The sequence below is a fragment of the Stenotrophomonas sp. SMYL8 genome (assembly GCF_036320065.1).
In the GTDB taxonomy this organism is placed as follows: Bacteria; Pseudomonadota; Gammaproteobacteria; order Xanthomonadales; family Xanthomonadaceae; genus Stenotrophomonas; species Stenotrophomonas maltophilia_A.
On record NZ_JAWIRR010000041.1, the window covers coordinates 7,507 to 15,229 of the forward strand.

The window sequence follows — 7,723 nt, forward strand, 5'->3', positions numbered from 1 at the left end:
GCCTCCCGCCCCCCCCTTCCTCCCCCTCCCCCCCCCCCACCCCCCCATCAAAAAAACCGCGGCAAATAAAACACGCCGGTAGCTTTCGCTTCCGGCGTTCTGGCTACCAAACGGTAGCAGACGGATTAGACCGCCTGCACCTGGTCAGCCTGCATACCCTTCTGGCCCTGGACGGCGATGAAGGTAACCTTCTGGCCTTCCTGCAGGGTCTTGAAGCCGGTGCCCTGGATGGCACGGAAGTGCACAAACAGGTCCGGGCCGCTTTCCGGGGTGATGAAGCCGAAGCCCTTGGCGTCGTTGAACCACTTGACGGTGCCGGTCTGACGATCAGACATTTGACTAACTCCTGAAACACATGTTGAAAAAATCGCAGCCACCGGGTATCGGGGCCGAGACTGAGTTGCAGGCGTTGGTAAAGCGGATCGATGAGCGGATCGTGAGATCAACTGCACCAGGCCACGATTCACGGTGACCCTAGCAAACACAGTGGGACGAACGATACGCGTGTTTTCTGCAAAAAGCGATAGCCCGGACGTTCATCGGCTGGCCCCGCCCGCTAGACGTGACAAGGGCTGGCAGCCGATCGAGGCTAACCCCGAGTCCCCATTCAGGATTTTCCTACCCTACACTGGGTAAATGACTGAAGCTGAAACCCAAGCTGAACCCGCCCTCCCCCGCATCTGGGTGGACGCGGACGCCTGCCCCACCGTCATTCGCGACATCCTGTTCCGTGCCGCTGAACGCGTTGGCATCGAACTGACCTTGGTTGCCAACCAGTGGATCCGCACCCCGCCCTCACGCTGGCTGCGTTCGATCCAGGTGCCCCAGGGCCTGGACGTGGCCGACAGCGCCATCGTCGAACGGGTCGCTGCCGGAGACCTGGTCGTCACCCAGGACATCCCGCTGGCCGCGCTGGTGCTGGAGAAGAAGGCTGTGGCGCTGAACCCGCGCGGCCAGCTGTACACGCCGAACAACATGGCCGAGCGGCTGTCGATGCGCAATTTCATGGAAGAACTGCGCGGCGCCGGGGTGCAGACCGGCGGCCCGCCGCCGCTGGGCCCGCGCGACCGGCAGCTGTTCGCGGCCGAGCTGGACCGCTGGCTGGCGCGACGCCCGGTTCGCTGAACGGCCTTACCCGCTCTGGCCGGACCCGCTCTGGCCGGGCAGGCACAGGCGACGCTGACTGCTGAACCGCCTGGGCTCCCCACTCAATGGATCGTCGAAGGCCAGCCCCTGCGCCAGCAGCTGCAGGGGTGACTCGACCGTTTCATCCGGGCGCGGCCTCAGCTGCGGATACAGGTCATCGCCCTCGATGGGGGCGCCCAGCATCGCCATATGCACGCGCAGCTGGTGCTTGCGGCCGGTTTCGGGCCGCAACCGGTAGCGCCAGACCGGCCCCTCGGCCTCGATCAGCTCGATCCGGCTGCGGGCATTGGGCTCGCCCGGCACTTCGGCCATGCGGAAGAACGGCTCCCCCGGCACCAGACGACTGTCCCGCTGCAGCGGAAACTCCAGCCCCGGCAGCGCCGGTGCCAGCGCCTCGTAGGTCTTCCCGATGCGCCGCTCGCGGAACAGCCGCTGGTAGGCATCACGCGTGCCTGCCTGGGTGGAAAACAGCACCAGGCCGGCGGTCAGCCGGTCCAAGCGGTGCAGCGGCACCAGCTCGGTGTTGCCGGTGCGGGCGACCAGGCGCGACAGCAGGGTTTCCCGTACATACCCACCGGCCGGCGTCACCGGCAGGAAGTGCGGCTTGTCGGCCACCAGCAGGTGCGCATCCAGATGCAGGATGGTCTCGGCGAAGGGAATCACCGGCTCGTCGGCCACCTCGCGGAAATACTGGATTTCCAGCCCCACCTGCCAAGGCATGTCCGGCGCCAGTGCCCTGCCCTGCCCATCCTGCACGCGGCCTCGGGCGAAGCGGTCCTGCCATTGCGCACGGTCAATGCGCGGGAAACGCGCGCACAGGCCATCGAGCAGGCTGGACCAGTGGCCGGGTGGCAGCTGCAGGCGGCTGGGCAAGGTCATGGCGTCCACTCCGGCCACGGGAAAGAGCGCAAGAGTGCCACCGTTGACGCTGCGCAGACAGACCGGCAACGGACACCCCTGGAGCAAACCTCTATCATTGTCGTCTTTAGTCCACGGACCCCCCATGGCCCTCACCGCCACCATCCGCAAGGCCGAACTGCAGATCAGCGACATGGATCGCGGCTACTACGCGACCCACAACCTGACCCTGGCCCAGCATCCGTCCGAGACCGACGATCGCCTGATGGTGCGCCTGCTCGCCTTCGCGCTGAACGCCGGCGACCGCCTGGAATTCGGCCGCGGCCTGAGCACCGATGACGAGCCGGATCTGTGGGAACACGACTACACCGGCGACATCCTGCAGTGGATCGACCTGGGCCATCCGGACGAATCGCGCATCCGCAAGGCCAGCAATCGCAGCCGCCAGGTGCAGGTGATCAACTACGGCGGCAACGTCTCGGAGATCTGGTGGGGCAAGCAGAGCAAGGGCCTGGCACGCTTCGACAATCTCTCGGTGGTTGATCTGGACGGTGAATTCGTCGAGCGCTGGGGCCAGCAGATCCAGCGCGCCATGCGCTGGAGCGTGCTGATCCAGGACGGTGAAGTGCAGCTGCTCAACGACCAGATCCAGCTCGACGTGATCCCGAACTGGCGCAAGCGCGCCAAGGCATGAGCACGATCCGTTGCGATGTGGTGGTCATCGGCGCCGGTGCGGCCGGGCTGATGACCGCGATCACGGCTGGCCAGCGCGGCCGCCAGGTGCAGGTGATCGACCATGCCAACAAGGTCGGCAAGAAGATCCTGATGTCCGGCGGTGGCCGCTGCAACTTCACCAACACCGGCACCACCCCGGCCAACTTCCTGTCGGCCAACCCGCACTTCTGCAAGTCGGCGCTGGCGCGCTACACGCCCTGGCACTTCATCGAGCTGGTCAGCAAGCACGGCATCGCGTATCACGAAAAAGAGCTGGGCCAGTTGTTCTGCGATGTCTCGTCCAAGCAGATCGTGAAGATGCTGGTGGACGAATGCCAGGCGGCAGGCGTGCAGGTGCGTACCGACTGCAGCGTGCAGCGCATCGAGCATGGCAGCGATGGTTTCCGCGTGCACACCACGCAGGGCCTGTTCCATTGCGCCTCGCTGGTGGTGGCCACCGGCGGCCTCTCCATTCCCAGCATGGGCGCCACCGGCTTCGGCTATGAGGTGGCCCGACAGTTCGGCCACCAGGTGCTGCCGACCCGCGCCGGGCTGGTGCCGCTGACGCTCAGCGGCAAGCACCAGGAACGGCTGGCCGATCTCAGCGGCGTCGCTCTGCCCATCGAGGCGCGCTGCAACGGAAAGAGCTTCCAGAATTTCATGCTGCTGACCCATCGCGGCGTGAGTGGCCCGGCGATCCTGCAGATCTCCTCGTTCTGGCAACCCGGCGACGCGCTGGAGCTGGACCTGCTGCCCGGCCAGGATGCCGGCGAGTGGTTGCGCCAGATGAAGCGCGAACGTCCTGCCGCCGAGCTGCGCACGGTGCTGGCCGAGGTACTGCCGAAGCGGCTGGCACAGCGGTTGTGCGAACACTGGCTGCCCGACCGGCCCGTGCGCCAGCTGGACGAGCCGGTGCTGCGCCAGGCCGCACAGCTGCTGGGCGCGTTCCCGCTGGTGGCCAGTGGCACCGAGGGCTACCGCACCGCCGAGGTCACCCTGGGTGGTGTGGATACTGCCGAGGTCTCGTCCTCGACGATGGAATCCAAGCGCGTACCCGGCCTGCATTTCGTCGGCGAGGTGCTGGATGTGACCGGCTGGCTGGGCGGCTACAACTTCCAGTGGGCCTGGGCCAGCGGCCACGCAGCCGGTGGCGTGGTGTGAACCACATCGCCGTTCAATGCGTGCAAGGGGTGCGCGCATGGACGGTTCGCCGCGCATCGTGTATCTAGATTTGCAGATTGGGGAGCAGTGCATGCAGAACGCGAACGACATCACCATCCGCCTGCTGATCGTCGATGACAGCGGCGAGAATGCCGAAGCCATCGTCAGCACCCTGCGCAACAGCGGCATCGCGGTACGCCCATGGCGTCCGCAGGATGCAGCCGAGCTGGCCCAGGTGCTGGCCAGCCAGGCCATCGACCTGGTGCTGGCTTCGCCCTCCCAGGGCATCCCGCTGCCACTGGTGGCCCAGCATATTGCTGCCAGCGGCAAGGATATTCCGCTGGTGCTGCTGGCCGAGCGCATCGACGAAGACGAACTGGTGCAGGCCAGCAGCCACGGCATCCGCGCCCTCGCCCTGCGCCAACGTCCGGAGCATCTGCTCGCCGTGGTCCGCGACCAGTGGGTGGACCTGCAGGCGCGTCGCGGCCTGCGCCGCATCGAAGCACAGATGCGCGAAACCGAGCGCCGCTGCGATGCGTTGATCGCCTCCTCGCGCGACCCCATCGCCTACGTGCATGAAGGCATGCACATCCGCGCCAACGATGCCTATCTGGAGATGTTCGGTTACGAGCATTTCGACGACATCGAAGGCATCTCGCTGCTGGACATGGTCGCCGCCCAGCACGTGGAGGGCTTCAAGCAGCTGCTGAAGGGGCTGAGCCGTGGCGAGGCGCCGCCGCCGCAGTACCAGCTCGACGCGCGCCACGAGGATGGCAGCGCGTTCCCGGCGACGATGGAGTTTGCCGCTGCCACCTACGAAGGCGAATCCTGCCTGCAGGTGGTGCTCCGCCGCCGCATGGAATTCGACCCCGAGCTGGCACGTGAGGTCGAGGACCTGCGCCAGCGCGACCAGGTCACCGGCCTGCTCAATCGCCCGACCTTCATGCTGCAGCTGGAAAGCGCGGTGGCCCAGGCCGGGCGCAGCGAAGGCCAGTTCGGCCTGCTGCTGATCGAGCCGGACCACTACGCGCGCCTGCTGCCGGACATTGGCCTGGCCTCGGCCGACACCCTGATCGGCGCGCTCGCCGCGCTGCTGGCCGAAGTCGTTGGCGAAGACGCGCAGCTGGCCCGCTTCGGCGAACACAATTTCGCCGTGCTGCAGGCCGGGCCGTACGCGCAGACCGTGGCACTGGCCGAGCGCATCCGCGAAGCCTACGCCGCGCACGTCTTCAGCATCGGCGCACGCTCGGCCACGGTAACGGTCAGCATCGGTGGCGTGCAGGTGGGCGAGAAGATCGCCAGTATCGGCCAGGTGCTGGCACGCGCCAGCGAATGCACGCAGGCCGCCGCAGAACTGGGCAACACCTGCCGCATCTTCGACCCGGCCGCCGCCGACCGCGTGGAGGAAGAACGCGTGCTGCGCTGGGTCGCCCGTATCCGTGAAGCGCTGGCCGGTGACGGCTTCCAGCTGCACTACCAGCCGGTGCTGAACCTGCAGGGCGAGTCGCTGGAGCTGTATGAGGCCTACCTGCGCCTGGAGCACAATGGCGAACTGCTGAGCCCGACCGCGTTCCTCGGTATCGCGGAGGAGCACGGCCTGCTGGCCGACATCAACCGCTGGGTGGTGTCACGGGCCATCGCGGTGCTTGGCCAGCGTGCACGCGAAGGCCATGCCACGCAGATGCTGGTGAAAGTGACGCCGGAATCGTTCGACGACCCGCAGATGATCGCTACCCTGCGCCGCGAGCTGCAGGCTCAGGGTGTACCCGGCGAACGGCTGTGGCTGCATGCGCCGGAAGCGAAGGTGTTCACTCACCTGCGCAGTGCACAGCAGTTCCTTGCCGAAGTAGCACCGCTGGGCTGCCGCATCGGCCTGGAGCAGTTCGGTTCGGGGCTGGATTCGTTCCAGCTGCTGGCCCACTTCCAGCCGCAGTTCCTCAAGCTGGACCGTGGCTTCACCAGCGACCTGGCAGCCACCCGCGAGAACATCGACCGCATCAGCCAGATCACCGCGCGCGCGCAGGAAGCCGGCATCCGCACCATCGCCGAGTTCGTCAGCGATGCCAATTCGATGACGTTGCTGTTCAGTGCCGGCGTGGACTACGTGCAGGGCGACTTCGTCGGCCCGGCGTTGCCGGAGATGGGTTTCGAGTTCGGATGACCGATGGTAGTGCCGGCCGCGGGCCGGCACCCCCCCAAGAGAAGGGCGGCGTTGGGCGGGGGGATGTGTGGGGGCGGGAGGGGGTCCAGGGTGTTTCGCCGGCCTCTTCGTTGATCAGGTCATGTCGACCAGGTTTTCGATCTTCACGTCCGGATTGACGTCGGCCTCGTAGTCGACACCCTCCACGCCAAAACCGAACAGGCGCAGGAAATCGGCCTTGTAGCCGGCCAGATCGCTGATCTCGTACAGGTTCTCGTTGGTCACCTGCGGCCACAGCGCGACCACCTTGCCCTGCACGTCCGCGGCCATTTCCTTGTAATCGGCACGCAGGCGGCCTTCGTCATCGACCAGCACGACGGTGTGGCCATCGCCATCGACCAGGTCGTGGCGCAGACGATCGACCGCCACGCCATCGGCCTTGCCGCCGTAGAGGATGTCGTACAGCACGTCGAGCTGTTCGATGCAGCCTTCGTGCGTGCCCTTTTCCTTCATCACCTTGAACAGCAGCGACAGGTACAGCGGCATGGTCGGAATGGCCGAGCTGGCCTGGGTGACCACGGCCTTCAGCACCGACACGCGCGCGTCGCCACCGATCCTGGCCAGCTTCTCGCGCAGGCCCAGCACCTTGTTGTCCAGGTCCTTCTTGGCCGCACCGATCGAGCCATTCCAGTAGATCGCCTGGGTGATCTCTTCGCCCACGTAGGTGAAGGCGGTGGTGGTGCAGCCATTGGCCAGCACGCCTGCGTCGGCCAGCGCATCGATCCACATCTGCCAGTCCTCGCCGCCCATCACCGCGACGGTGCCAGCGATTTCTTCCGGGGTGGCCGGCTGCAGATGGGTCTCGGTCAGCACTTCCTTGTCGGTATCCAGGCCACGCAGCGTGATCGGCTCGCCGATCGGCTTCAGCGTGGAGCTGATGATCTCTCCGGTCTTCGGGTGCTTGCGGCGCGGCGCGGCGAGGCTGTAGACGACCTGGTCGACCTGGCCGAGATCGGCCTTGATCATCTCGATGGTCCTGGCCTTCACTTCATCGGAGAAGGCATCGCCGTTGATGCTCTTGGCGTACAGGCCAGCTTCGTCGGCGTACTTGTGGAACGCGGCCGAGTTGTACCAGCCCGCGGTGCCCGGCTTGGTTTCACTACCCGGGCGCTCGAAGAAGATGCCCAGGGTGGCGGCGCCACTGCCGAAGGCGGCAGTGATGCGCGCCGCCAGGCCGTAGCCGGTGGAGGCGCCGATCACCAGCACGCGCTTGGGACCATTCTGGATCGGCGGACGTGCGCGGATGTAGTCGATCTGCTGCTTGACCGCGGCTTCGCAGCCGGTCGGGTGGGTGGTGACGCAGATGAAGCCGCGGACGCGCGGTTTGATGACCATGGATACCTCGGGTTGGCAGATGCGGCGCACGGGGCGCTCAGCAGGAATACGGGCGCGCGCCTGCGCGCGCGAACCGCAGGATCGTAGTGCGCGGGGGAAGATTGCACAACCGACGGCGGCGTAGGGTGGGGTTTGTTCTGCAGGGTTGCACCCTGCACCCGCAGAGGCCGGAGCAACGGCCGGAACCGGAGCAACTTCAAAAGCTGGGTTCCTGTGGGTTGGCGGGGGGGGGGGGGGGGGGGGGGGGGGGGGGGGGGGGGGGGGGGGGGGGGGGGGGGGGGGGGGGGGCGGGCGCGGGGGCGCCCGCCC

The 7,723-nt window shown here is 66.7% G+C and carries 7 protein-coding genes; 4 read left to right on the top strand and 3 right to left on the bottom strand.

From position 1 onward, the window contains the following. Positions 1 to 125 precede the first annotated feature (125 nt). Positions 126 to 335 carry a cold-shock protein gene (locus V3B25_RS20745; RefSeq protein WP_004153307.1) on the bottom strand — a complete coding sequence of 70 codons (210 nt, stop codon included), beginning with the start codon at positions 333 to 335 and terminating at the stop codon, positions 126 to 128. Between the two features lie 301 nt (positions 336 to 636). Here V3B25_RS20745 and V3B25_RS20750 point away from each other — a divergent pair, with 301 nt between their 5' ends. Further along, a complete protein-coding gene (locus V3B25_RS20750; RefSeq protein ID WP_010484520.1) occupies positions 637 to 1,125 on the top strand; it encodes a YaiI/YqxD family protein in 489 nt (162 codons plus the stop codon). Between the two features lie 6 nt (positions 1,126 to 1,131). On the opposite strand, the gene V3B25_RS20755 is transcribed toward V3B25_RS20750, so the two are convergent. Next, complete coding sequence (locus tag V3B25_RS20755; protein WP_049425174.1) at positions 1,132 to 2,025, bottom strand: pseudouridine synthase; 894 nt, start codon at positions 2,023 to 2,025, stop codon at positions 1,132 to 1,134. 124 nt (positions 2,026 to 2,149) lie between these two features. On the opposite strand from V3B25_RS20755, the gene V3B25_RS20760 reads away from it, so the two are divergent. The 3 genes from V3B25_RS20760 (at position 2,150) to V3B25_RS20770 (ending at position 6,040) form a co-directional block, all read left to right on the top strand. Beyond that, positions 2,150 to 2,698 (top strand): YaeQ family protein, encoded by a 549-nt coding sequence (locus V3B25_RS20760; RefSeq protein ID WP_329811483.1) that lies wholly within the window; start codon positions 2,150 to 2,152, stop codon positions 2,696 to 2,698. Continuing rightward, entirely contained in the window at positions 2,695 to 3,879 is a 1,185-nt protein-coding gene (locus tag V3B25_RS20765; RefSeq protein ID WP_049400102.1) for an NAD(P)/FAD-dependent oxidoreductase, read from the top strand. Before V3B25_RS20760 ends, V3B25_RS20765 begins: the two co-directional genes overlap by 4 nt. A 91-nt stretch (positions 3,880 to 3,970) precedes the next feature. After that, positions 3,971 to 6,040 (top strand): EAL domain-containing protein, encoded by a 2,070-nt coding sequence (locus V3B25_RS20770; RefSeq protein WP_121503054.1) that lies wholly within the window; start codon positions 3,971 to 3,973, stop codon positions 6,038 to 6,040. A 114-nt stretch (positions 6,041 to 6,154) separates the two neighbouring features. Here the strand turns inward: V3B25_RS20770 and fabV are convergent, their stop codons facing one another. Beyond that, positions 6,155 to 7,414: an enoyl-ACP reductase FabV gene (gene fabV / locus V3B25_RS20775; RefSeq protein ID WP_329811484.1), complete on the bottom strand. Its 1,260-nt coding sequence runs from the start codon at positions 7,412 to 7,414 to the stop codon at positions 6,155 to 6,157. Between the last annotated feature and the right edge of the window lie 309 nt (positions 7,415 to 7,723).

Excerpts from the sequence above, each read along its gene's own strand:
- V3B25_RS20765 (WP_049400102.1), top strand. The coding sequence starts at position 2,695 with ATGAGCACGATCCGTTGCGATGTGGTGGTCATCGGCGCCGGTGCGGCC.
- V3B25_RS20770 (WP_121503054.1), top strand. The coding sequence starts at position 3,971 with ATGCAGAACGCGAACGACATCACCATCCGCCTGCTGATCGTCGATGAC.
- fabV (WP_329811484.1), bottom strand. The coding sequence starts at position 7,414 with ATGGTCATCAAACCGCGCGTCCGCGGCTTCATCTGCGTCACCACCCAC.
- V3B25_RS20745 (WP_004153307.1), bottom strand. The coding sequence starts at position 335 with ATGTCTGATCGTCAGACCGGCACCGTCAAGTGGTTCAACGACGCCAAG.
- V3B25_RS20760 (WP_329811483.1), top strand. The coding sequence starts at position 2,150 with ATGGCCCTCACCGCCACCATCCGCAAGGCCGAACTGCAGATCAGCGAC.
- V3B25_RS20750 (WP_010484520.1), top strand. The coding sequence starts at position 637 with ATGACTGAAGCTGAAACCCAAGCTGAACCCGCCCTCCCCCGCATCTGG.
- V3B25_RS20755 (WP_049425174.1), bottom strand. The coding sequence starts at position 2,025 with ATGACCTTGCCCAGCCGCCTGCAGCTGCCACCCGGCCACTGGTCCAGC.